The 23,665-nt window shown below is 60.2% G+C and carries 17 protein-coding genes; 10 read left to right on the top strand and 7 right to left on the bottom strand.

Annotated features, from left to right (window positions below):
• Positions 1–16 precede the first annotated feature (16 nt).
• Positions 17–2,101, bottom strand: coding sequence for a DUF5054 domain-containing protein (locus tag IEX36_RS00465; RefSeq protein ID WP_188757428.1), 2,085 nt, complete (start codon positions 2,099–2,101; stop codon positions 17–19).
• A gap of 144 nt (positions 2,102–2,245) precedes the next feature.
• On the opposite strand from IEX36_RS00465, the gene IEX36_RS00460 reads away from it, so the two are divergent.
• From IEX36_RS00460 to IEX36_RS00415, 10 genes are all read left to right on the top strand, one after another.
• On the top strand, positions 2,246–3,379 hold the full coding sequence (locus tag IEX36_RS00460) for a M24 family metallopeptidase (protein ID WP_188757427.1): 1,134 nt from the start codon (positions 2,246–2,248) through the stop codon (positions 3,377–3,379).
• A gap of 98 nt (positions 3,380–3,477) precedes the next feature.
• A complete protein-coding gene (locus tag IEX36_RS00455; RefSeq protein WP_188757426.1) occupies positions 3,478–4,677 on the top strand; it encodes a diphosphate--fructose-6-phosphate 1-phosphotransferase in 1,200 nt (399 codons plus the stop codon).
• Between the two features lie 4 nt (positions 4,678–4,681).
• On the top strand, positions 4,682–6,058 hold the full coding sequence (locus IEX36_RS00450; RefSeq protein ID WP_188757425.1) for an L-arabinose isomerase family protein: 1,377 nt from the start codon (positions 4,682–4,684) through the stop codon (positions 6,056–6,058).
• 126 nt (positions 6,059–6,184) lie between these two features.
• Positions 6,185–6,841 carry a GntR family transcriptional regulator gene (locus IEX36_RS00445; protein ID WP_188757424.1) on the top strand — a complete coding sequence of 219 codons (657 nt, stop codon included), beginning with the start codon at positions 6,185–6,187 and terminating at the stop codon, positions 6,839–6,841.
• A 45-nt stretch (positions 6,842–6,886) separates the two neighbouring features.
• Entirely contained in the window at positions 6,887–8,314 is a 1,428-nt protein-coding gene (locus tag IEX36_RS00440; RefSeq protein WP_188757423.1) for an NAD-dependent succinate-semialdehyde dehydrogenase, read from the top strand.
• 41 nt (positions 8,315–8,355) lie between these two features.
• On the top strand, positions 8,356–8,637 hold the full coding sequence (locus IEX36_RS00435) for a UxaA family hydrolase (RefSeq protein ID WP_188757422.1): 282 nt from the start codon (positions 8,356–8,358) through the stop codon (positions 8,635–8,637).
• A 2-nt stretch (positions 8,638–8,639) separates the two neighbouring features.
• Positions 8,640–9,803, top strand: coding sequence for a UxaA family hydrolase (locus IEX36_RS00430; RefSeq protein ID WP_308422261.1), 1,164 nt, complete (start codon positions 8,640–8,642; stop codon positions 9,801–9,803).
• A 37-nt stretch (positions 9,804–9,840) separates the two neighbouring features.
• Entirely contained in the window at positions 9,841–10,899 is a 1,059-nt protein-coding gene (locus IEX36_RS00425; protein WP_188757421.1) for an Ldh family oxidoreductase, read from the top strand.
• A gap of 2 nt (positions 10,900–10,901) precedes the next feature.
• Positions 10,902–11,855: a hydroxyacid dehydrogenase gene (locus IEX36_RS00420; RefSeq protein WP_188757420.1), complete on the top strand. Its 954-nt coding sequence runs from the start codon at positions 10,902–10,904 to the stop codon at positions 11,853–11,855.
• Positions 11,856–11,929: 74 nt separating this feature from the next.
• Positions 11,930–13,684: a hypothetical protein gene (locus tag IEX36_RS00415; protein ID WP_188757419.1), complete on the top strand. Its 1,755-nt coding sequence runs from the start codon at positions 11,930–11,932 to the stop codon at positions 13,682–13,684.
• Between the two features lie 1,010 nt (positions 13,685–14,694).
• On the opposite strand, the gene IEX36_RS00410 is transcribed toward IEX36_RS00415, so the two are convergent.
• From IEX36_RS00410 to IEX36_RS00385, 6 genes are all read right to left on the bottom strand, one after another.
• A complete protein-coding gene (locus tag IEX36_RS00410) occupies positions 14,695–17,178 on the bottom strand; it encodes a 2-oxoglutarate dehydrogenase E1 component (RefSeq protein WP_188757418.1) in 2,484 nt (827 codons plus the stop codon).
• 233 nt (positions 17,179–17,411) lie between these two features.
• A complete protein-coding gene (locus IEX36_RS00405; RefSeq protein ID WP_229668577.1) occupies positions 17,412–18,926 on the bottom strand; it encodes a UxaA family hydrolase in 1,515 nt (504 codons plus the stop codon).
• A 171-nt stretch (positions 18,927–19,097) separates the two neighbouring features.
• Entirely contained in the window at positions 19,098–19,880 is a 783-nt protein-coding gene (locus tag IEX36_RS00400; protein ID WP_188757416.1) for an HpcH/HpaI aldolase family protein, read from the bottom strand.
• Positions 19,881–19,921: 41 nt separating this feature from the next.
• Positions 19,922–21,493 (bottom strand): sodium:solute symporter family transporter, encoded by a 1,572-nt coding sequence (locus tag IEX36_RS00395; protein ID WP_188757415.1) that lies wholly within the window; start codon positions 21,491–21,493, stop codon positions 19,922–19,924.
• The gene (gene pdxA, locus IEX36_RS00390) at positions 21,490–22,482 is read right to left on the bottom strand and encodes a 4-hydroxythreonine-4-phosphate dehydrogenase PdxA (protein ID WP_188757414.1); all 993 of its coding nucleotides are present in this window, start codon (positions 22,480–22,482) and stop codon (positions 21,490–21,492) included. The genes IEX36_RS00395 and pdxA overlap by 4 nt, the downstream gene beginning before the upstream one ends.
• Positions 22,479–23,660 carry a four-carbon acid sugar kinase family protein gene (locus IEX36_RS00385; RefSeq protein WP_188757413.1) on the bottom strand — a complete coding sequence of 394 codons (1,182 nt, stop codon included), beginning with the start codon at positions 23,658–23,660 and terminating at the stop codon, positions 22,479–22,481. Before IEX36_RS00385 ends, pdxA begins: the two co-directional genes overlap by 4 nt.
• Between the last annotated feature and the right edge of the window lie 5 nt (positions 23,661–23,665).

The raw sequence follows: 23,665 nt of genomic DNA, 5'->3' as shown, positions 1-23,665 counted from the left end.
AATCGCATCGTAAGAGCTACGCGCGGAGGACATAGCGGAAACGCATGTCCTCGCCATACCACATGATGTAGTTTGTCCCCCAGGCGTTGTTAAAGAGGTTCGAGTGGACGCCGTCGGACAAGTCCGGCTGCGATCTTGAAAAATTCAGTGGTGACTTCTCCCCAAGCGCAACGAGAGGTGCGTCGAGCGTCTCGACCGTAAAGCTATCCTTATGCTGGAAACCTTTCGTCACCGCATGCATGTGGCGATTGCCAGTTGCAACGACATCGAATGGCGACACCGCCTCGCCCGACTTGTCGAACATCCAGCCGTGCTGATCCGCGACGATGGGGTTGAAGGTGAGCCAGAGCGACTCTGGCATGCGCGTCGCGGGCTTATGCAAGCAATAGAAGTTGAGGTGAAGGGCAGGCTCGGCCTTCGGAAATATTAGCTCCAGGTACATTTCCTGCGGAAAAGCAGCGGCCCCGGATTGGATGGCGGCGGCATCATGAATCTCCAGCCGCGCGAGAAGACGATGCGCCTGCTCGTCCTCTGAAGTTTGAGTCTCTGCAAGTTCAGGGAGCCAGATGCGACTCTGCGCTCCGAAGCGCTCGATGTTTGGCTTGCCAAAGTCCTTCTTCGCCCAATCCGCTGTGCTGGTTACATAGTTCGAGAAGAACTTTGTGTAGTCCTGCTGCGAAAGAGTCTGATAGGAGAAGAGCGCAAGCGGATGCTCCCGGGAAGCCCACTCTCGTTTGGCCTGTTTGTTGTACAGGCGATGAATGGCGCCGGTTTTAGAGTCGAGCGCTACGATGAAGTGTTCTGTTTCGATGCTCTTCCCTGCCCTCACCGAAGTTGCATTTGCCAACTGCGGTTCCTTCACGTCGAGACCGTGAACTGCCGCGTACGCTTCATCACGCAGTGCAGCAGGCAACGTATCTAACCCATCGAAGAGGTCTTTGCGCTTTTCCTCCCAACTGAACTCCACTACCTTGTAGTTTTTCGTGTCGAGCATCGGGGCAAGATCGCCGGGAGTGTAATGATCGAAGTCAAGCCACGTCTTGGTGTCGGTGCCCCACGTGTGCTCAGCTTCCAGCAGCACGCTGCGCAGCAGTGCCAAGTCTGTTGCATCACCGGAGCGAAGCTTCCCCTGCGCAATCCATGCCTGTCGCAATCGTGCCACTTCACGATAACGCGCTACCTTCAGGGGATCGCTGGAGCAACCATAGATCCACGTGTCGCCAATCTCCTGCGTGACGACGGGAAGGTTCTTCCGATACGGACTCACGGCATTTGCTATCTCCGTAAGACTGGTTGGAACCACCTGCGCGTCAGGAAACCGAGCGTTCAATTCAGAGTAGGTCTTTGCAATCTCTGATGGAGTATGCGGACCGCTGTTGTCGCCGCGCACGACAATCGCAATAGCAAGGTCCGAGCCTGGCACCACGGCAACTCCACCATATCCGTGGTGATACATCACGGTAAGCAAAGAACCGCCAGAGTCCTTCCAGTTGAAGAGAGCCGGAACCTCAGCTGGAGTGCTTGCATCGTTGACGCCAATATCAAGAAACTTCACGCCGTGCGCGGCCATCGGAGCAACCAGTCCGCGAGTGTGCCCGGGAACGTCCGTCATCTTGGCACCGGTGGTCGTGCGCCCGAAGCGGCTGTCGAGGGCATGCGAGAGCGCGAAGCTGCCCTCGATCATCGAGCGGTCAAGCATCTCCGTCTGCCAATTGAAGGGCAGCGCATGCCATGCGATGTCTCCGCGAGCAATCGCCTGCTCCATACGGCGACGGTCTTCGGCAGAGGCCTGCTCGAGGTATTCGTAGAGCAGCCATGATCCAGTGGTCCAGACATACCGCTCCGTGCCCGAGTTGCGAAGCTGCTCGGCAACCTGAATGGCGTGAGGGAAATATTCGGTGAAGTACTTGTTTACGACTGCTGCCTGTGTATTGATAAAGCCCGCATCAAAGTGGCACTTGAACATGACAAGAACCCGTTTGATCTTTGGATCGACTTGTGGCTGGTCTTCGGAAGCAGACAATGCAAAAGATGGAACCTGGTGGCAGGCAAAAGCTCCGCCAACAACAAGAGCCGATCTCATAAACTCACGCCGACGCATAACACTCCTCAGGTTGGGTCATTGAGAACAGATCCTCGCTTGTTCCCGAACGTTAAAGATACACATCAGCAAACCGGCTATACAATCGGTGATAATCTATTGAGCGTTCCCTCCGATATTTCCAGAAGTGCCCAGGAGCTTTGAGTGATCGATAGAGTGGACTGGAAACCTCAGCCGAGCGTCCTGCAAGCGGAAGCAGCAGCCAAGCGCGCGCAGATTCTTGCTCTGCTTCAGGAACGAGGCTTCGATGCGGTCCTCATCTCCAGGCACGAGAACATTGCCTGGGCAACAGCGGGCATGGTTGATGTGCGAGTCCCCATGCTCCGAGAGACTGGCGTCGGCAGTCTGCTGATAACGAAACACGGCGAAGCGTTCTACCTTACGACCAATAACGAAGCTCCCCGCCTCGCCGACGAGGAATTCTGTCAACTCGATTACAAGCCACTCGTCGAGCCGTGGTATGCAAACGACATTGAGGGAGCGGTACACAGGACCGTCGGCAATGGAAGGATTGCTTCAGATACGCCGACATCGTTTGCCACGGTCGTGTCTCTGCAACCGCTGCGGCTCGAACTCTTGGAGAGCGAAGTACAGCGTTATCGCTGGCTTGGACACCACGTAGCTAATTCTGCCTCCACGCTCTTGCAGGAGCTGAAACCGGGTATGGGCGAGATGATGATAGAAGGGATGCTCGCCGAGCGGCTATTCTCGCGACATATCATACCCAGCGTCTATCTTACCGCCGTAGATAATCGAGTGCGCAGCTATCGCCATGCCGTACCAAGAAACGGCGTATTAGATAGGTTTGGCATGCTGAACTTCTGCGCCCGCCGCTGGGGCCTCTCGGTCTCCATCACACGCCTTGTGCACTTCGGAGCTATGCCTGCCGAACTTGATGAGAAGTTCCACGCCGTAGCGAGCGTAAATGCCAAGCTACTTGCCGCCACACGTGCGGGAGCAAGTAGTGATGCTCTGTTTCAAGTAGCAGCCGATGCATATGCTGCCGCCGGGTTCACGGGCGAGGAGCGGATGCACCATCAGGGAGGGGCCACAGGCTATCTGGAGCGCGAATGGGTCGCGCGGCCTGGAGGTGCAGAGCATGTAAGCAAATCGCAGGCATTCGCGTGGAATCCCAGTCTGCAGGGAGCGAAGATTGAGGATACCGTTCTTTTGCTAGATGGGTCTATTGAACGACTGACTGGCACTCCTGATTTGCCTGAAGTTACAACAACGATCAGCGGAATCCCGTATCAATCTGCCGGAGTACTGATACGGTAAAAATTTTTACCGCTGATTCACCTTGACAATCTTTTACAATCGATTGTATGTTTTGTGAGTCGCGCTAGTGTTTGTGTTGCACCCACTATAAGAAGAAAATGCGAACCAAAAGCCTCATGATCGTGCAGGGCGGCGGGCCAACGGCTGTTCTCAATGCCAGTTTGGCCGGCGCAATCAGTGAAAGTCTCGCGCACGGTAACAATCGTATTTTCGGCGCGCACTTCGGAATGGATGGTCTCGCTAAGGACAATATCATTGACCTGAGTGGGATGACTGTTCGCGAGCTGGAGCTTCTGCGCAACACACCGGGAGCTGCCCTCGGTTCATCACGTTTTAAGCCCACAGAGAATGATCTTCATCGTGTCGTGGAGCATCTGCGTCGTCATGATATACAGCAGATGATTTTTATGGGCGGTAACGGAACGATGCATGGCGCCGATCGAGTGAGCACTTTCTGCCGTGAAGCGGGCTTTGAAATACAAATCGTCGGTATCCCCAAAACCGTCGACAACGATATCGCTTCCACAGACCGCTGCCCTGGCTATGCAAGTGCCGCACGGTTTATTGCGCAGTCCACCCGCGACCTTGGCTTGGACCTCCGCTCGCTGCCACAACCAGTGACGATCCTGGAGACGATGGGCAGAAGCGTGGGATGGCTCGCCGCGGCATCAACCCTGGCCGCCGTCGATGCCGACGACGCGCCGCACCTAGTCTACATTCCGGAGATTGCGTTTCATCAAGAGCGTTTTCTCGCAGACCTCGATAAAGTCGTGGCACGTCATGGCTGGGCGGTTGTAGTTGTATCTGAAGGCATACGTGATGCGGATGGAGATCCTGTCTACCAGGTGCGCGACGCATCTCAGCTTGACCCACTCAAGCGGCCGATGACTGGTGGTGTTGGGCAATTCCTCGCAGGTGTTGTCTCGGAAAATCTCAAAATCCGGTGCCGCTCCGAGAAGCCTGGCCTGCTTGGCCGCGCTTCCAGGGCGCTGGTCTCCGCGCAGGACCAGAAGGATGCCGAGCTCGTCGGCCGCGCGGCAATTGCCGCTCTCGCAGCCGGCGAAACTGAAAAGATGGTAGCTCTGCGCCCCATCCAGGATCCTGGCTCCAATGGCTACAAACTTGTGCCACTCAAAACTGCTGCGGGGATAGAGCGCACGATTCCGCCAGAATGGTTAACCGCAGGGCCGCTGGCAGTGACTGCGGAATTTCGGAAATACTTACAGCCGCTGGTTGGAGAACTTTTCTCATATTCATCATCCTTGCCAATGGGCCTTCAAACAACGGGAGCTTCTTAAAGAGATGTCAACGGCAATCACAAACGATGCGACCAGGAACATCGGAGTCCTCATCTTCGGGCGCAAGCGTCCTGGGTTCGACCAGGAGTGGAACAAGACCATTCGCGAGCGCGTGCTCGCCACGCTGAAGGAGCTCGGCTTCTCCTGCCACGGTGCAGCCGCGCCTGTACTGGATGACGAGTCGATCCACACAGCGATGGACGAGATCGAAAACACCAAATGCCAGGCGCTGATCGTCATTCAACCGTCACTGACCGATGGCCAATTTGCGCTTACTATCAGCCAGCGTTGGTCGGGCCCAGTCATCCTGTGGGCTACGCCAGAGCGCCCAGGCGACGGCAAGGTGAGCTCTTGCTCACTCGTGGGACAGCATCTTTGGGCATCACTCTACCGCCAGGCTCACCAGCCATTTGAGTTTGTCTACGGCGATCCTGATACCGTACACAGCGACCTGCTGCGAGCAATCGCTCTTGTCAGTACCGTTAAGCGGCTGCAACGAGCTAAACTCGGCGTCGTGGGCACGCATGTTCCTGGATTTATCGACCTCGCGGCCGACACCTTTCTCATCCGCCAGGCTTTCGGCATGCAGATGCAGTCGCTGAGCCTCCCGCAGTTCATCGAGCGCGTCAACAATGTGCCGGCAGAAGCCATCGAACGCGATCTCGCCGAAGTTCACAAGATGCATCTGGTGGATACTACCTCGAAGAAGCCTGCCGCCGATTCCCTGCTCGGCGTCAACTCACGCTTCTATGTCTCGATGAAGGAGCTGATGAACGAGACAGGGCTCGACGCGCTCTCGCTCCAGTGCTGGCCCGAGCTGCCCAACATGGTTGGACAGTGGCCATACTTCGCGGTCTCGCGCCTGGGTGCGGAAGGCGCTGCCGTCTCGATCGAAGGTGACGTCGATGGGGCCATCTCGAGTCTCATCGGAAAGTTCCTCGGCATCGGCCCAGGCTTTCTCACCGACTGGCTCGAGCACGATGCTTCCACCATCTTCTTCTGGCATCCCGGCATGGCGCCGCTCGATATGTGCAATGCCATCGGAAGTGAAGATGGCCCCACGCTGGGCGAACACTTCAACATCGCCAAACCCATGGTGGTGGATGGCAGCCTGCAAAAGGACCAGCCTGTGACCATCTCGCGGCTTTGGCGTTGCGACAACCGCTACCACATGACTGCGTTCGAAGGCCGCGCAATTCCGTCAAAGCGCAGCGTTTCAGGCAACACCCTATTGGTCGAAGTCGACGGCGGGCATGTGCCCCAGCGGTTTGATCGGCTGATTCACGCCGGCCTGCCGCATCATGTTCTTCTGCACTATGGACGGCATGCAGAGACCCTGCGCCGGTTAGCCCGGTTACTCAGTCTGGATTGGCATTTGTAAGTTGCTGTTATTGTTTGAATTGGTCGAGTCGTGCGTCTTGCCTGATAGGTTGCAATCTTTTATCTTTAGCGAGTAGAGCAGGTTCCAATGAAGTTAGTGCTCAACATTTCAATCCAAGAGGCACATATGGTGAAGACTCGCGTAGCACGACATGATGTACGGGAAGAGATTCAACGAAGGATTCTCTCCGGCGAAAGTAAACCCGGAGAACGCCTGAGTCAACAGAGCCTGGCTCGCGAGCTTGGCGTAGCGCAAGGTACAGTCCGTGAATCGTTGCTCGAATTGCAATGGCTGGGTCTCGTCGAATCCATCGACCATCTTGGCGTGTTTGTTGACAACCTGGACGCACCGCGCATCTGCGAAGCCTACCTCGTTCGCGAGGTCATGGAAGGACTTGCCGCACGTCTTGCCTGTCGCCACGCAGGCCGATCCGACATCGCGGAGCTGCGCACGATGGCTGACAAAATCTACAAGCTTTCCCAGGAAAAGAAGGACACCGAAACAGCATCGCTTGACCGCAATTTCCATCTGCACATCACGGAGCTTTCGCAAAACGGCACGCTGATTCGCCTCTCACAGACATACCGTGTTCTTGGCATGGCCGTACGCGCCTACCGCGACCCCTCCGTCATTCATGCGGAGCACCTGCGCATCATCGAGGCCATCGAACACAACTTTGCGGACGAGGCTGAACGGCAGGCGCGCCACCATGTCATCGGAGCAAGAGAGATGATCGAAAACCAGGCGGCGCATGGCAAGTTCGTTCCCAAGTGGGTTGGATAGTTTACGCAAAGAGTTTGCACAGAGGACAACGTGGAAGATCGCCCAGTGAAATCGTACGGCTCTTACCTTGACGGCAAATGGGTAAGTACGGAAGACACCTTCGAAGTTGTCAACCCAGCAACCGCCGAGGCCTTTGCGCGTGTCTCCAGAATCAACAATGGCCAGTTGAAGGGCGCCTTGAACGCCGCCGAAGCCGCGCTGCCGGCCTGGCGTGCAATGACAGCCAAAGACCGCGGAGCTCTTCTGCACCGTGTTGCCGATGAGTTGCTCCGCCGTAAGAGCGAGATCGCCCGCACAATCACCCTCGAAAACGGCAAGCCACTGGCCCAAAGCGAAGGCGAAGTGGCGATGTCGATTGATCATCTTCAATGGTTCGCCGAAGAAGCCCGCCGCGTCTATGGCCGAACCATCCCACATCAGGTGAACGGCAAGCGCCATCTCGTGGTGAAGACCCCCATCGGCACCGTCGGAGCAATTGCTCCGTGGAACTTCCCTCTTGTCCTATCTGTTCGCAAGGTTGCTCCTGCTCTGGCGGCAGGCTGCACTGTCATTCTCAAACCGGCGACGCAGACACCCTTGTGTGCTGTGGCGTTGGCAGAGTGCATGGAGGCTGCTGGAGTTCCCGCCGGAGTCTTTCAGCTTGCCATCGGCAATGCAGCAATGATCTCGCGGGAGTTTCTTACCAATCCCATCTGCAGGAAGATCAGCTTCACCGGTTCCACCCAGGTTGGCCAGGAGCTGATACGCGGAGCAGCCGCAGCCATCAAGCCTCTCTCGCTCGAACTCGGCGGGCTCGCTCCTGTCCTCGTCTTCGACGACTGCGATCTCGACCGCGCAATCGAGCAGACCATCATCGCCAAGTTCCGCAACACCGGCCAGTCCTGCATCGCGGCAAATCGCATCTACGTCCAGAAGACCATCCACAAAGAATTTGTCGACCGGTTCGTCGCAGCTACTAACCGCTTGAAGACCGGACCAGGATTGGAGCCCGGCATGGACGTCGGCCCGGTCGTCAACCAGTCCGCGCTCGACATGGCCCTGGGCCAGATCGAAGATGCAGTACAGAAAGGTGCGCGTGTGGTTACGGGCGGGCATCGCCTCAAAGATTCTTCAGGGTTCTTTCTTGCGCCCACTGTGCTCAACGGCGTTACCGACGACGCAGAGTGCATGTCGGAAGAAACCTTCGCTCCCATCGCTCCTATCGCCAGTTTTGACACGGAAGAAGAGGCCATCCGTCGCGCAAACGATAGCTGCTACGGCCTGAGTGCTTATGCGATGACGCGCGACATTGGCCGCATCTTCCGCCTCAGCGAACAGATCGAAGCCGGAACACTCGGCATCAATGACGGCGCTCCTTCCACCAGTCAGAGCCCCTTCGGTGGCGTGAAGCAAAGCGGCTGGGGGCGCGAGCTCGGGTCCGAGGGCCTCGAAGCATTTTTGGAAACGAAACATGTATCCATCGGCGGTGTCTGATGTTTGCCGTCAGCGCCGCACACAACAAGGAGAACACACAGATGATTCACTTTCTAACCCATGACTCGGCGGACAACGTCGGCGTGGCCGTCGTGGACATTACCGCAGGCGCAGACTGCACCGGCAGAAACCTGGCCAACAACGAGCCTCTGAAGGCACACGTGGCGGAAAACATTCCGCTGGGCCACAAGCTTGCGCTCAAGGATTTCGCCATCGGCGACACCGTGACCAAATACGGCTGTGACATCGGCAAGGTCGTCCAGCCAATCAAAGCCGGGCAGCACGTTCACACACACAATCTCAAGACGAAGAGGTGGGCATAGACATGGCGAAGCGAAAAGTTCTTGGCTACAGACGCGAAAACGGGCGAGTCGGCGTGCGCAATCACGTCGTCATCCTTCCTGTCGACGATATCTCCAACGCGGCCTGCGAGGCGGTTGCCAACAACATCAAGGGAACGCTTGCACTGCCTCACTCTTACGGCAGACTGCAGTTCGGCGAAGACCTGGATCTGCACTTCCGCACGATGATCGGCACCGGAAGCAACCCGAACGTCGCCGCGGTTGTCGTCATCGGCATCGAGCACGGTTGGACGCAGCGTATCGTTGACGGCATTGCCAAGACGGGAAAGCCCGTCACGGGGTTCTCGATCGAAGGAAAAGGCGACATCCGCACCATCGCCGAAGCCTCGTATAAGGCAAAGGAGTACGTTCAATGGGCGAGCGAACTGCAACGCGCCGAGTGCGACTTGAATGAGCTATATATCAGTGTGAAGTGTGGCGAATCCGACACCACCACTGGCCTTGCAAGCTGCCCAACCGTCGGAAACGTCATCGACAAGCACTGCGCTGACGGCGGGACAGCTTCATTCGGCGAAACCAGCGAGCTGACAGGCGCAGAACACATCGTCGCCAGTAAAGCCGCCGATGAGCAGGTCCGCAAAGATTTCTTCGCAGCCTTCAACGACTACACCAAACTCGTCTTTGACCAGAAGACAAACGACCTCTCCGAATCGCAGCCGACCAAAGGCAACATCGCCGGTGGCCTGACGACCATCGAGGAGAAGGCGCTCGGCAATGTCGAGAAGCTTGGCAAGCACACCAAGTTTGTTGGCTGCCTGCTCCCCGCCGTTGCTCCCACCAAACCCGGCCTTTGGTTTATGGACACGTCCAGCGCCGCGGCCGAGGCAGTCACACTCTGGGCTGCATCTGGAGCGGTCGTTCATCTCTTCCCCACTGGTCAGGGTAACGTCATCGGCAACCCCATCGAGCCGGTCATCAAGCTCTCCGGCAACCCCAAGACGGTCGCAACGATGAAGGAGCACATCGATCTCGATGTCTCTCCTATCCTGCAAGGCGAGATGACCCTCGACCAGGCAGGTGATGCGCTGCTCGACATGATCGTGCGCACTGCCAACGGCCGCCTTACCGCAGCAGAGGCGCTTGGACATCGCGAGTTCGTGATGACCAAGCTTTACAGAAGCGCCTGAAAACGGCGTAAACACAACCTTCGAGGCAATCAGTCCCATGAAGAAGTTTCAGCCACAACAGATGCGAAGCCTGGCCGCAAGACTCGCCACGGCAGTCGGCGTACCTTCAGGCGACGCGGAGATATTGGCCGACGCGCTTGTCGATGCCGATCTGCAAGGCACCTCAACCCACGGCATATCGCGGCTGAATATCTACCTTCAAAGAATGACGAAGGGGCTGATTGCACCGAAGGCAACGCTAAGCATCGAGCGCGACAGCGGTAGCGTCCTCGCGCTCGACGCAGGCAACGGCCTGGGGCAGGTGCAGGCCGTCAAAGCGCTTGGCCTGCTGCTGCCGCTTGCGCGCGCAAATGGAGTCGCCGCCGCAACCATCCGCAACTCGCAACACTTCGGCGCACTCTCGTACTACTGCAACCGAGCTGCAAATGAAGGCATGGTCCTGCTTGCAATGACCAATTGCGAGCCGGCCATGTCTCCCGAGGGTGGCTATCAGGCCTTCTTCGGCACAAATCCAATCGCAGCCTCCTTCCCCACAGGCAAAGGCTTCCACATCAAAATCGACCTTGCAACGTCCATCATTGCGCGCGGAAACATCATCGCGGCGCAGAAAAAAAAGCAGGCCATTCCCGAAGGCTGGGCGCTCGACCGTCACGGCAATCCCACGACCGACGCGCAGGAAGCGTTGCTCGGCACTGTGCTCACCATGGCAGGCCACAAGGGCTACGCACTCGCCTTGATGGTTGAAATCTTCAGCAGCGTTCTCTCAGGCGCAGCCATTGGGGCCGACATTGGCTCGATGTACAAAAACATGGACCGTAAGCAGGACGTCGGACACTTCTTCTGCCTGCTGAATATCGCTGCGTTTCTCGACCCTGATGAGTTCTGCAGCCGCATCGACGACATGATCGACCGCATCAAAGCAAGCGCAAAGCGCCCCGGCGTTGACGAGATACTTGTTCCCGGCGAACGCTCCGCGCGAAATGCGCTCGTGAACGAGATCCAGGGGATTAGCGTCTCTCAAGAAACGCTCGCTGAGCTTCAACAATGGTGCTCACGTTTGAATGTTCCACTCGATTGCATTGAGGTGAACGCCTAACCATGCCAGACATCCTGATTACCGAAAACATACGTGGCGCCGCCGTGGATGCGCTGTGTTCACGTTTCGACACAACAATCCTGCCCGACGTATGGAAGGACTCTGAAGGCTTGTACAAGCTCGTCCCGGACTTCCGCGCACTCATCGTCCGCAACCAGACTCAGGTGACGGCTGATCTTCTCGCCGCAGCTAAAAAGCTTGTTGTTGTTGGTCGTGCCGGAGCCGGTCTCGACAACGTGGACATAGCCGCCGCGACAAAGGCTGGCATCCTGATTGCGTCCACCCCCGATCAGAATGCCATCAGCGTTGCGGAGATCGCCCTTGGCCTCATGCTCTCGCTCGCGCGCATGATTCCTGCCGCGAATCAGGATACAAAGGCCGGCAACTGGAATCGCCACCGCTACCTTGGCTACGAACTCTACGGCAAAACCATCGGCATCATCGGGGCGGGAAAGATTGGCTACCTGACGGCACGGCGGGCTCAGGCATTCGGCATGAAGGTTCTTGCGCACGATCCATTCATCAGCCGGGACAACATTCTGCTCAGCGAGTTAAACGCTGAATTAGTTCCGCTCGACGACCTGCTCGCGCGCGCCGATATAGTCTCCTGCCATCTTCCAGCCACTCCCCAGACATTTGGCCTGCTCAACGCACAGTGCTTCGCCAAAATGAAGCCAACCGCTACCTTCATCAACACCTCTCGCGGTGAAGTGGTCGCTGAAGACGATCTTCTCTGTGCACTCAAATCCGGAAAAATCGCAGGAGCAGCACTAGACGTGCGAACAAAAGAGCCGCCAAAGCTCAGCGAGTTGGAACAGCTTCCTAATCTGATCCTGACGCCGCACATCGCTGCGTTTACGCATGAGGCACAGGACAGGGTGACGAAGGCGATCTGCGAGGATGTCGCACGTGTGCTTGACGGGAAGCCCGCGCAGAACGCTGTCAACAAGGTCTAGTTCGCACGGGATTCCAAGCTGGAATTCTGTAGCTGAAGTGTTGCCGCTCACTATTTCGGCCGAAGGACACGTCCATGACAATTCGCGTTAGCGCAGCTTTAGCCGTTCTTTCCATCTGCTCAGTTGTGACTGCAGCTGCGGCACAGTCGCCGAAAGCCGACAAACCACGCGCCAAACACGCGAACAGCCAGGCGGAGATTTCGGCAATCGAGACACAGGTGCGCGAGATGCGTAACGACCTGCAAAGTCAGATCGACGACCTGAAGGCGCAGCTCGCGGCAAAGGACGCCGAGATCGCCGCCCTGCAAAGGGCGAGCCACGAAACTGAGGACAAGACTACAGCGACGATGCAGCGTGTGAATGGCGACGTGCATCAGAACGATTCCATGGTGAAGGCGCTCGTGGCGTCAGTCACTGACCTGCAAGCCAGCAACGCGGTCGTAGCCACCAGCATCCGCCAGACTCAGAAGGCGCAGGAGAAGCTCGAACGCAGCGTCGAGAATCCCGTCGCGCTCCGCTACAAGGGCGTCACGATTGTGCCCGGCGGCTTCCTTGCGGGCGAGAGCGTCTGGCGGCAGCGCGCGATGAATGCGGACATCTACACCAACTTCAATGCGACTCCGTACATGGGATCGGGCGAGGCGCACATCAGTGAGTGGGTCCCGACGGCGCGGCAGTCGCGCTTCTCGACGTATTTCAGCGGGAAGGTCCCGTTCGGTTCGGTGAATGCGATGCTCGAAGGGGACTTCCTCTCGGCGGGTACGACCTCGAACAACCTCCAGAGCAACAGCTACACGCTGCGCATCCGGCAGGCCTGGGGGCAGGCGGCGTTCGGGCGGGTGAAGGTGACGGCGGGGCAGATGTGGACGCTGCTCACGGAGAACAGGCACTCGACCGATCCGGGGACGGAGGTGGCCCCGCTCTTCTTCGACGCGAACCTGCACGTGGGAGATAGCTACATCCGGCAGACTGGGTTTCGGGTGCAGGATGCTGTGACGCCGCGGCTCACGCTGGCGGCGGCGCTTGAGAACTCCCAGTACCAGTTCAGCGCGTCGAACGCTCCGTCGAACTTCTTCTTTGGGAGTGCGGGCGCCGGTGGCGGGTTGAACAACCCGACGGCGAACTACACCGACCAGGCCTCGCCGGACGTGCTGGTGAAGGCGGCGTTCGATCCGGGGTACGGACACTACGAGCTGGGCGGCGTCGTGCGGTTCTTCCGCGACCGGTACTACCCGGGAGGCGGGGCGGCGGCGGCGAACGATACGCGGGTTGGAGGAGGGTTCGTGGCGAATGCCCGGTTCCCGGTCGCCAGCCGGTTGAGCGTGGGGCTCCACCTGGTGGGCGGGGATGGGACGGGGCGATACGGGGCGTCGCTGCTGCCGGACGTTACCGTGCGGCCGGACGGGACGCTCGCTCCGCTGCGGAATGCCCAGGGGTTGCTCTCGGTGGAGTTCAACGCGACGAAGAAGCTGGAGTTCTTTGGGTATGGGGGGACGGAGTACGTGCAGCGGACGGTCTACCGGAATGGGGCTGGGGTGCTGGTGGGGTACGCTCCGCCGACGGGGAATAATACCGGGTGCGAGGTTGAGCCGCCGCCGACTTCGGGGTCGGGTTACGCTCCGGGGAGCGGGACCTGCCTGGGGGCGACGCGGGACATCGCTCAGGGGTCGGTGGGTTGGGTGTATCGGGCGTACAGCGGGCCGGCGGGACGGCTTCAGTACGGGCTGGCTTACAGCTACCTGACGCGGACCGGGTGGACTGGGCTCGGGGGCGCTCCGACGGCGACGAATAATATGGTGTACACCAGCTTCCGGTACTACATTCCGTGACCCCCTCCCCCTGACTTTTTTGCGCAAAGTCTTCCATCCATTTAGCTTAGGTCTGGACTTCGATTTTGCGAGCATTCATTGGATTGACCTCATGGGAAAAGCCCTGGCTTGTGCCAGGGCTTTTCTGATGCTGTTTTTATTTTAAGCTGCGGGGCAAAACTAAACCGCCAAGTTGGCGAAGGAAATATTGCGTTTCGTTTGTGAGGGTTGTGGGGTTTTCCTCAGAGGTAGGGGGTTGACAGCAATTGAGGGAAGCATATCCCAGGGGCTAAAGCCCGCAGAACGATAGCGGGCAGAGGACCCAGGGCTGAAGCCCTGGGCTATCTGATGGGGCCCTTGGTCAATTCAGGAGTTTGTGACGCGGGGGAATTGGGTCGTTTCGCCCTGCGGGCTTCACTCCGGCCCTTCGACTTTGCTCAGGGCAGAGTGGAATGCGCTTCGCGCGGTTTCTTTATGGCACGGCTGAAGCCGTGCCCTTCCACCTTCGCGACGGATAAAACCGCCGGGATGATGGGCACCCGGCTTCCTCGATGATGGCTATAAATCGGGCTTTCAGCGCAAACCTGGGGCTCACGCCCCAGGCTGGTATGAGTCGGGCCTTTGGCCCTCTGAGTTTGGTGTGCGTCCGGTATTTTGCCGCGATGGAACCCGGCGCCACGATGTGCAGCGAACGGCAGATGTAGATTCCTGCTGGATGCTCCATCGGCATCCTGCAAACTCCACCTTAGCGACGATGAAGCCGTCGCGAGGATGGGGCCCGGCTTCCTCGATGGTCGGTGAAGCCATTCAGGAAGCGACACGTGCGTGGAAAGACAAAATACAGGGTCTCTCCACTCCGCCGCACGATGAAGCCGCGCGGCTCCGGTCGAGATGACGTGGATTTATGGCGCGTTGCTGCAAGGGTTATTCAGGTGCGCCGAAAGCCAGTCGATTAGGGTTTTTCTTCGATTTCGTGGGCTTTGGCGGAACTGGTCGAGATGACGTGGATTTATGGCGCGCTGCTGCGAGGGTTATTCGGGGGCGCCGAAGGCTAGGTCGATGAGGGTTTTTTCTTCGATCTCGTGGGCTTTGGCGGAGCCGGTGGCTGGGGTGGCGTTGGCGCTGCGTTTGACGCTGAGGACGGCGCGGTCGCCTGCTACGCGGCGGAGCAGTGGCATGACGTAGGTGTGGGCGCCCATGTTGGCTGGCTCTTCCTGCACCCAGACGATCTCTTCGGCGGTTGGGTGCTGGTCGAGCGCGGCTTCGAGCTCTGCTTCCGGCCATGGATAGAGTTGCTCGACGAAGATGATCGCTACGTCGTTCGCCTTGCGCTTCGCGCGTTCGACGCGGAGGTTGTGGCCGATCTTGCCGGTGCAGACCAGAATGCGGCGTGCGTTCTCAACTGAGGTATCGGCCAGAACGTTCTGAAATTGCGGCAGCGCGAAGTCTGCTACGGACGAGGATGCGTCGGGGTGGCGCAACATGCTCTTCGGCGTGAAGACGATGAGCGGCTTGCGCCAGCGGCGGAGCGCCTGACGGCGGAGCAGATGGAAGTACTGCGCTGCTGTGGAGGGCTGGCAGATCTGCATGTTGTCGCTGGCGGCGAGCTGCAGATAGCGTTCGATGCGCGCGCTTGAGTGCTCAGGGCCTTGCCCCTCGAAGCCGTGCGGCAGCAGCATGACGAGGCCGGAGAGCAGGTTCCACTTGGCTTCGCTGGCGGCGATGAACTGGTCGATGATGATCTGCGCACCGTTGGCGAAGTCGCCGAACTGCGCCTCCCACAGGACGAGCGCTTCGGGATAGTCGCGCGAGAAGCCGTACTCGAAGCCGAGGACGCCGGCTTCGGAGAGGAGTGAGTTGTAGACCCTGTAGCGCCCTTGCGTGGCCGAGAGGTTTTGCAGCGGGATGAACTTCTCTTCGGTCTCGGTGTCGATCATGACGGAGTGGCGCTGGTTGAAGGTGCCGCGCTGCGAGTCCTGTCCGGTGAGGCGGATGGGGATGCCTGCCTCGAGCAGTGATGCGAAGGCGATTTGTTCTGCCGTGCCGTAGTCGAAGGGGCGCTTGCCTGTGCCCATTTCGAGCCGCTGCTCGAGGAGTTTTTTCACCTTCGGGTGAATGTGGAAGGTCTCAGGATAGCTGGTGATGCCGACGGCGAGTTCGTGGATGTCTCCGGCGGAAAGACCTGTCGTGATGTTCTCGTCGGCGGGCTTGAGTTCGCCGCCGTAGTAGTTGTCCCAGTAGGAGGGGAGTTGCGCGAGGCGTGTCTTTTTGCCGGCCTTTGTCGCGGCCTTCTGGTCGCTGAAGAGTTCCTGCTGGACCTGCTCGACTTCGGCTGCGGGATCGACGCCGATGCGCTTTGCATAGATCTGATAGAGCGGCGGGTGGTCTTTGATGACGGCGTAGCGGCGGGGCTGCGTGACGGTGGGGTCGTCGACTTCGCTGTGGCCGTGGCGGCGATAGCCGATGAGATCGACGACGATGTCGGACTGGAAGCGCTGGCGATACTCGGCGGCGATGGCGGCGACGCGCACGACGGCGTCGGGGTCTTCGGCGTTGACGTGGAAGATGGGGATGGGCAGGCGCTTCGCGATGTCGGTGGAGAAGCGCGTGGAGTTGGACTCTTCGGGCAGCGCGGTGAAGCCGAGCAGGTTGTTGGTGATGACGTGCACGGTTCCGCCGACGTTGTAGCCGTGGAGTGTGGCCATGTTGAGTGTTTCGGCTACGATGCCCTGCCCTGCGAATGCCGCGTCGCCGTGGATGATGAGCGGAAGGATGGCGCGTTTGCCTTCGGCACCGATGCGAATCTGGCGGGCACGGGTGCGGCCGAGGATGACGGGGTCGATGGCTTCGAGGTGGCTTGGGTTGGAGGCGAGGTGGAGCGAGAGGAGCTTGCCCGAGGGCGAGTGGTACTCGCCGGTTGCGCCGACGTGGTATTTGACGTCGCCGCCGCCCATGGTGCTGCGCGGGTCGACGTCTTCGAAGCGCGTGAAGATCTCGGACGGCTTGCGGCCGATGGTATTGACCATGACGTTGAGGCGTCCGCGATGGGCCATGGCGATCATGGCGCGCTCGACGCCGAGGTCGCCCGCGACGGCGAAGACGCGGTCAAGGAATGGAATGAGGACGGTGAGGCCTTCGAGCGAGAAGCGCTTGGTGCCGAGGTAGCGCGACTGGATGACCTGTTCGAAGAGGTCGGCGTGGATGAGCTGGGTGAGGATGCGGGCCTGGTCCTGGGCGGGCGGGCGTTGCTCCATTTGTTGCTGGATCCACTCGCGCTGCTCGCGGTTGAGCAGGTGCATGAACTCGACGGCGATGGTGCCGCAGTAGTAGCTGCGGGCTTCGCGGGAGTCGTCGTTGTCGGGGACCTCGAGCGGGAATGCGACGGGCGGAAGATACTGGCCGAGCGGGTCGAGCGATGCCTGGAGAAAGCCCCAGCGGCGGAAGGTGTTGAAGGTCATCTCGCGCGGTGATTGGGTGAGCACGTTGGTCGTTGGTTCCGCAGCCGTGGTGGCCATCAGGGTCCTCGCTTCGGGTCGATTCGCGCTTGGTTTTGCGCGCACGTATTTATGCTAGACCTTTTGACGGGATGGGCGCACGTAGTGGGCGATTAGCGTTGCGTGGCTATAATGCGGCGGCATGAAGGGGTGACGTGAATTGGCAATCGGGATTTTCGCTTCCGCGAAAATGAAACCCACCTTAGCGACGATGAAGCCATCGCGAAGATGGGGCACCCGGTTTGTGGGTTGGGCTACAGCGTTGCGCTTTGCAGCCAGGGTTGGAACTCTTCTTCGCCGAAGCCGTGGACTTCGCTGCGCGTTGGTTTTCCGGAGGCGACGGCGAGCATTTCGGTGAAGATGCGCTCGCCTGTCTGCTCGACGGTTTCGTCGCCGTCGATGATGGCGCCGCAGTTGATGTCCATGTCGTCCATCATGCGATTGAAGAGGAGGGTGTTCGAGGCGAGTTTGATGGAGGGCGTTGGCTTGCAGCCGAAGACGGAGCCTCGTCCGGTGGTGAAGCAGAGAAGGTTTGCGCCGCTGGCGACCTGGCCGGTTGCAGAGACGGGATCGAAGCCGGGCGAGTCCATGAAGATGAGGCCCTTCGCGGTGATGGGCTCGGCGTAGAGAACGACGCCGTTGAGGTTAGTCGTGCCGCCCTTCGAGATTGCGCCGAGTGATTTTTCGTAGATGGTCGTCAGGCCGCCGGTCTTGTTGCCGGGCTGCGGGTTGTTGTCGATTGCGCCTTTGTGGCGGGCGGTGTACTCCTCCCACCAGCGGATGCGTTCGATGAGGCGCTCGGCGACTTCGGGGCGCGCGGCGCGGCGGGTGAGGAGATGCTCGGCACCGTAGATTTCGGGGGTCTCGGAGAGGATGGCTGTGCCGCCGTTGCGGATGAGGATGTCGACGGCGGTGCCGAGCGCGGGGTTGGCGCTGATGCCGGAGTAGGCGTCGGAGCCTCCGCACTGGAGGCCGACGATGAGGTTTGATGCGGAGACGGGCGTGCGCGTGATGCGGTTGGCCTGGTCGAGCATCTCGGCGACGGTGAGGATGCCTTTGCGGATGGCGGCTGCGGTGCCACCGTCTTCCTGAATGGTGGCGGCGCGGAGGGTATTGGATGGACCGGTGAGGGCGACGAGCTGGTCGATCTGGTTGGTCTCGCAGCCGAGGCCGAGCAGGAGGACAGCGCCGAAGTTGGGATGCGTCGCGTAGCCGGCGAAGACGCGGCGGAGGATGTCGGCGGGCTCGCCGTGCTCGGCCATGCCGCAGCCGGTGCCGTGGGTGATGGCGACGACGCCGTCGACGTTGGGGAAGTCCTGGAGGACGTCGGGGGTAAAGTGCGCGGCGATGCGGCGGGCGACGGTCGCGGAGCAGTTGACCGTGGTGAGGATGCCGACGTAGTTGCGCGTGCCAATGCGTCCGTTGGGACGGATGATGCCTTCGAAGGTGGCTGATCTTTCCGGCGCGATGGGTTCGGTGGGGCGGGTTTCGGAGCCGATGGCGTAGTCGCGGTCGAAGTTGTGGGCGGCGAGGTTGTGAGTGTGGACGTGGTCTCCGGGCGCGATGGGCTGGGAGGCAAAGCCGATGATCTGGTTGAATTTGCGGACGGGCGCGTCGAGGGCGACGGCGCGCACGGCGACCTTGTGGCCGGCGGGGATTTCGTCGCGCACGGTGAGGCCGAGGCCGGGTTGCGTGTAGCCGGGAGGGACGGTCTGGAGCGCGATGGCTACGTCGTCGGAGGCGCCGAGTTTGAGGATCTTTGGAATCAACTGGGAAATCAACTGTTTTTGCTGTTCCCGGCGGGTTTGGGGCTGGGACAGATTAGTGGTACAACCACTGTACTCTATAGCTGTATCGCCTGGCTTGCAAGTGAGAGGCATAACTTTTTGGGGTCCAGCGGGTAGTCCAGTGGGTGAAGTCGGGTGAGCTGATCGGGCAGGTCAGATCGTTATTTTTTCCATTGCGGCGATGGCCTGTTTCATGACGGCTTGTGCGCCGATTTTGAGAGCGGCGATGTCGTTGGTGCAGAAGAGCAGGTCGACTCCCTGCGAGACGTAGAACTCGAAGTCCTGTGGGGCAGAGCCGACGGCTACGAGCTTGTCGTGCTCTTTGGCGATGCCGATGGCTTTGCTGGCGGCTTCGTAGACTTTGCTGTGGCCGGTCTGGCCGGGGACGTCGAGGCTGGCGGATAGGTCGGCGGGGCCGATGAAGATGTCGACGCCGGGGACGGCGCAGATCTCGCGGGCGTTGTCGAGGGCTTCGACGGTTTCGATCTGGGCCATGAGGCAGAGGTCGTCGTTGAGTTGCTGCTGCGCTTCGGAGACGTTGACGTCGATGCCGTAGTCGAGGGCGCGGGAGACCGAGAAGAAGCCGCGCTCGCCAAGCGGACGGAAGCGCGCGTAACGGATGAGCTCTTCGAGGTCGCGGGCGGAGTTGGCCATGGGGATGTCGATGATGTCGGGGCCGCACTCGGCGGCTTTGAGGACGTTCTCTCGGCGTGCGTCGGGAATGCGGATCATCGTAACCATGCCGAGGCCGGAGGCGATGCGGCAGAGATCGGCTGCCTCGGCGAAGGTGATGAAGCCGTGCTCCATCTCGATCCATGCGGCGCGGTAGCCGACTTTGGCGGCAACCTCGATGAAGATGGGGTCGTAGAAGTAGGCCGCGGCCCCGAGGATGGGACCTTGTGTTTGAGCTTTCACTGCCTTCAATAAGCGATTCATAACATCCTTCCAGTCAAAACTTCAGTTGCAAAATCTGCGCGTCACGTCTGTGAGACAAAGGTGTTTCCGGCGGCGATGGCTGTCGTCCGCCGATGTGCGAGCCAGCCCCAGAGGGTGAGTTCGCGTGGGCCGGGTGTGCCATCGGAGAAGATGAGGCTTGCGATGTAGCCTGCGGCAAAGAGAACGATGTGGCCGATGACGCCGATCATGTAGTTGTCGAGCGGGTAGTTCCAGCGGCCGAGGTTGATGACGCTACCGTGGTCGAGCGTGAGTGTTGCCCATGCAGTGACAATGAGGCTGAGCACGATGCCGACTGTGACTCCCCTGGTGTTTGCGCGCGGGCAGAGGAATGCCAGCAGGAAGAGACCTGCGAGGCCTCCGGCGACGATGCTGGTGATGGTGAAGTAGAGCGAGAGCGCGGTGCCTTTGGAACCTGCAAGCTCTGCCGCGAAGATCATGGTGAGGACGCCGAAGACTGCGACCATGATTTTTGCGGCGCGGAGTGCTTTTCGGTCGGTTGCTCGCGGGCGTATGCGGCGGTAGAAGTCTTCGACGCCGACTACGGCGATGCAGTTCAGGTCGGAAGCCATGGAGGACATCGCTGCGCCGAATAATGCGGCCAGAAACAACCCTGTAAATACCGGCGAGATGTGTGTGCTCAGAAAGTAGGGGAATATCTCGTCGGCTTTCTTGATGCCGGCGGGGAGGGTTTCGCCGGACAGTTTATAGAAGCTCCACAGCAAGGTGCCTATCAGCATGAACAGTGCCCAGACCGGCACACAGAGCAGTGCGCCGAGGCCTACTCCACGGATGGCTTCTCTGTCGGTTCGCGCGATGAGATAGCGCTGCACTAAGGTCTGGTCTGCGGTGTACTTCTGGAGGTAGAAGAAGAAGCCGTAGAGGCACAGCACCAGCAGCGTGGGCTTCGACAACGAGAGTGAGGAGCTGCCCAGGCTGAATTTGTGGTTGGCCGCGGCAAGCGCGATGGCCGCGTGCGCGCCGCCGGGCGTGAGAACCCAGAGATAGCCGAGCACGATGAAGATGCCGAGCCAGAGGATGATTCCCTGCACCACGTCTGTCCAGACGACGGCCTGCATTCCTCCGATGAGCGTGTAGAGCACGGTTGCCGCGCCTACTGCGTAGACGATGACGTAGACGTTCCACGCGGTCATGCTGCTGACGGTGAGGGCGAGCAGGTAGAGCACGACTCCCATCTTCGAGAAGTGCCCGGCGGCGAAGGCGAGCGAGGAGTAGACGCGGACTCCTGTGCCGAAGCGTTTGCCGAAGTACTCGTACGCGCTCATGCCGACGGCGTGACGGAAGAATGGAATGATGACGACACCGACGAGGGCAAGGACGCCGAGGACCATGAATCCCGGCACGAGCAGCGACCAGTTGCCTGCATACGACGCGCCAGGATATGCGATGACCGTGACCGCCGTGATGATGGTGGCGAACATCGACATGCCCATGGCCCAGCCGGGCACGGAGCGGCGCGCGACGAAGTAGGCGTCCGTCGTGGTCTGGCGACGCGCGAACGACGCACCGATGCCGACCAGCACGGCAACGTATGCCGCGACGATGGCCAGCTCGATGGCGAGCGCGTGATTCATTCGCTTGCTCCCTGCCGCGATGCGATGCGGCCTTCGGCCATGGAGATCGCTTTGGTGAGCGCTGATTCCATGTTGCGCGCGTCGGCTTTGTTCTGGCCGGCGATGTCGAATGCGGTGCCGTGATCGACTGAGGTGCGGATGATGGGGATGCCGAGCGAGATGTTGACGGTGCGCTCGAAGTCGATGAGCTTCATGGGAATGTGGCCCTGGTCGTGATACATGGCGACGATGAGGTCGTATTTGCCGCGGACGCCTTCGAGGAAGGTTGTGTCGGGCGGCGTGGGGCCGGTGCAGGTGATGCCTTTTGCGCGCGCGGCTTCGATGGCCGGGCGAATTGTGTCTTCGTCTTCGGCGCCGAAGAGGCCGTGCTCGCCGGCGTGCGGATTGAGGCCGCAGACAGCGATGCGTGGCTGGCGATGCCCCATCCACTGCATGGCCTGGTTGCCGAGCTCGATGGTGCGGAGGATGCGTTCGGCGTTGAGATAGGTGGCGCGGCGCAGCGAGATGTGCGTGCTGACGTGCACGACGGAGAGCTTCTCGTTCGAGAGCAACATGCAGGAGTCGGGCGCGCCGCAGAGCTCGGCGATGTATTCGGTGTGGCCGCTGAAGTGGCGTCCGGTGAGGCTGACGGCTTCTTTGTTGAGCGGGGCTGTGACCATGGCGTCGGCCTCGCCCTGCAGACACATCTGTGTTGCGATGCGGACGTACTCGACTGCGGCGGCGCCGCACTCTTTCGAGAGACGGCCGGGTATGACGGCGACTCCGTTGATCGGGCTGGAATTGGGGCCGGGGTCTACGACTTCCACGCGCGCGAGCACGGATTCGAGTCCGCAACGCTTTGCTTCGTCGCCGAGCAACGCGGCGTCGCCGATGATCTTCCATTGGGCGCGCGCAAAGAGCGCTGGGTCGCGGAGGCCTTTGAGGCTGATCTCAGGGCCGACGCCGGCGGGGTCTCCGATGGTGATTGCGATCGTGGGCTTTGTGCTCACTGCCTGGTTCCTTCCTCCACTACTCTGCCTGAAGGCGAGAGAAATTCGATGCACTGAAGCAAGGTATCCGATGGGCCGAATGCGCCGGACTTGGTGATGACGGGCGTGCCGTCGGCGAGGCCTCCGCGCATGATGGAGACGGGGATGCCGGGCATCGCTTCGGCTCGCACGTGGAGCGTGTGTGCGCCGATTGCCTTCAGGAAGGTAGACGCGGTATCTCCGCCGGTGAGGACAATGCCCCCGAAGCTGGAGATGGGAGCGGCCTCGGCGAAGGCATGAATCTTCGCCGCGTCAATTCCGCATGGCGGAAGATGCAGCAGCACGTTGCGGCCGGCGCCGATTGCCTTTCGGACCTCGATGGGGCGAACGGCTTCGAGCTCGCATTCGAGGGGGTGTGCGACCGTGCGCAGCTTCGATAGTTGCGCGAGAGTCGCGTTGTGATCGGAGCCGACGCCGAACAGAACCGGGCCTTCGATTGTGGGAGCTTCTTCCGGCTCCGCTGTTGCTGAAGGCGCGATGGATCGGGCGAGCGCTGCTGCGAGTCCGGCGGAGCCGACCCAGAGAATGCGCTGGCCGGAGGTGTGCCCGAGATCGACGATGCGGTCGAGGTCCTGGTCGCTGCTTGCGTCGAAGCAGATGAGCTTCGTGCCGCGCGCCTGCGCTTGCTGGATGGAGCTGAATGCCTTGTGCGGATGCGTGAGTTCGCCGGTTGAGATTGCCGCGAAGGACAGCGGAACCAGCGCCGCTGCGATGTCGATCGCTTCGCCCGAAGGCAGGCGCACGCGGCCTTCGGTGACTCTGCGGCCCAGCGCGGGCAAGGCTGGTGCAATGAAGACGAGGTCCGCGTGCGAGGCTTCGGCGGCAGCGGCGATCTCGGCGGAGATGTGTCCGCGTAGGGAGGAGTCGATCTTTTTGAAGAGCGCGGCTTGCTGGCCGCGGGCCATCTGGATTGCGGCTTTGACGCGGTTGGCTGCGACGTCCTTGCCGATGCGGCGCGAGTCGGTGTTCACTGCAACTGCATGCGCTGACGGCAACGGGGCATCTGTTCCGAGGATTGGCACGGCCACCGTCATTCCATTGCGCGCAAAATGCACCGCGGCGTCGCAGCTTCCTGTGAGATCGTCGGCGATGATGAGGCAGCGAAGAGCGTGGATTTCGGGTGCGGACGGCTGCGGCATATTCA

It is taken from the genome of Edaphobacter acidisoli (genome assembly GCF_014642855.1).
Taxonomy (GTDB): Bacteria; Acidobacteriota; Terriglobia; order Terriglobales; family Acidobacteriaceae; genus Edaphobacter; species Edaphobacter acidisoli.
Note: the sequence above shows the minus strand (reverse complement) of the source record. Positions and strands in the feature narration are given on the sequence as shown.

Bases quoted from the DNA above. Each gene is read 5' to 3' on its own strand.
- IEX36_RS00410 (WP_188757418.1), bottom strand. From the start codon at position 17,178: ATGGCCACCACGGCTGCGGAACCAACGACCAACGTGCTCACCCAATCA.
- IEX36_RS00465 (WP_188757428.1), bottom strand. From the start codon at position 2,101: ATGCGTCGGCGTGAGTTTATGAGATCGGCTCTTGTTGTTGGCGGAGCT.
- IEX36_RS00385 (WP_188757413.1), bottom strand. From the start codon at position 23,660: ATGCCGCAGCCGTCCGCACCCGAAATCCACGCTCTTCGCTGCCTCATC.
- IEX36_RS00425 (WP_188757421.1), top strand. From the start codon at position 9,841: ATGAAGAAGTTTCAGCCACAACAGATGCGAAGCCTGGCCGCAAGACTC.
- IEX36_RS00420 (WP_188757420.1), top strand. From the start codon at position 10,902: ATGCCAGACATCCTGATTACCGAAAACATACGTGGCGCCGCCGTGGAT.
- IEX36_RS00430 (WP_308422261.1), top strand. From the start codon at position 8,640: ATGGCGAAGCGAAAAGTTCTTGGCTACAGACGCGAAAACGGGCGAGTC.
- IEX36_RS00415 (WP_188757419.1), top strand. From the start codon at position 11,930: ATGACAATTCGCGTTAGCGCAGCTTTAGCCGTTCTTTCCATCTGCTCA.
- IEX36_RS00450 (WP_188757425.1), top strand. From the start codon at position 4,682: ATGTCAACGGCAATCACAAACGATGCGACCAGGAACATCGGAGTCCTC.
- IEX36_RS00445 (WP_188757424.1), top strand. From the start codon at position 6,185: ATGGTGAAGACTCGCGTAGCACGACATGATGTACGGGAAGAGATTCAA.
- IEX36_RS00395 (WP_188757415.1), bottom strand. From the start codon at position 21,493: ATGAATCACGCGCTCGCCATCGAGCTGGCCATCGTCGCGGCATACGTT.
- IEX36_RS00455 (WP_188757426.1), top strand. From the start codon at position 3,478: ATGCGAACCAAAAGCCTCATGATCGTGCAGGGCGGCGGGCCAACGGCT.
- IEX36_RS00435 (WP_188757422.1), top strand. From the start codon at position 8,356: ATGATTCACTTTCTAACCCATGACTCGGCGGACAACGTCGGCGTGGCC.
- IEX36_RS00400 (WP_188757416.1), bottom strand. From the start codon at position 19,880: ATGAATCGCTTATTGAAGGCAGTGAAAGCTCAAACACAAGGTCCCATC.